Consider the following 424-nt stretch of genomic DNA (forward strand, 5'->3'; position numbering starts at 1 on the left):
ATCTTTCGATACATTTGCGTTCTCGTTTCTATTCGTCTCGAATATGAAATCTTTTTTCTCTTTACTTTACTTCTATACGGTTTTCAATGTGCAATACTTTAAAAATATGGTGGAGACTAGCGGGATCGAACCGCTGACCTCCTGCGTGCAAGGCAGGCGCTCTCCCAGCTGAGCTAAGCCCCCATAAAGACTTTTTAATGGTGGGCCTAAGTGGACTCGAACCACCGACCTCACGCTTATCAGGCGTGCGCTCTAACCAGCTGAGCTATAGGCCCATTAAAAATGAATTATATCTATTATATTATAAATCTGTGAAAGTTTCATTAAGAAACATTCAAAACTGAATACAATATGTCTAACGTCTAACTCTTCCGTATTATCCTTAGAAAGGAGGTGATCCAGCCGCACCTTCCGATACGGCTAC

2 tRNA genes are annotated in these 424 nt (G+C 41.7%); both read right to left on the reverse strand.

Annotated features, from left to right (window positions below):
• Positions 1 to 107: 107 nt before the first annotated feature.
• Positions 108 to 183 (reverse strand) — tRNA-Ala (locus tag JEOSCH030_RS10780).
• A gap of 15 nt (positions 184 to 198) precedes the next feature.
• Positions 199 to 275, reverse strand: a tRNA-Ile gene (locus JEOSCH030_RS10785).
• Between the last annotated feature and the right edge of the window lie 149 nt (positions 276 to 424).

It is taken from the genome of Jeotgalicoccus meleagridis, assembly GCF_903994045.1.
GTDB classification, from domain to species: Bacteria; Bacillota; Bacilli; order Staphylococcales; family Salinicoccaceae; genus Jeotgalicoccus; species Jeotgalicoccus meleagridis.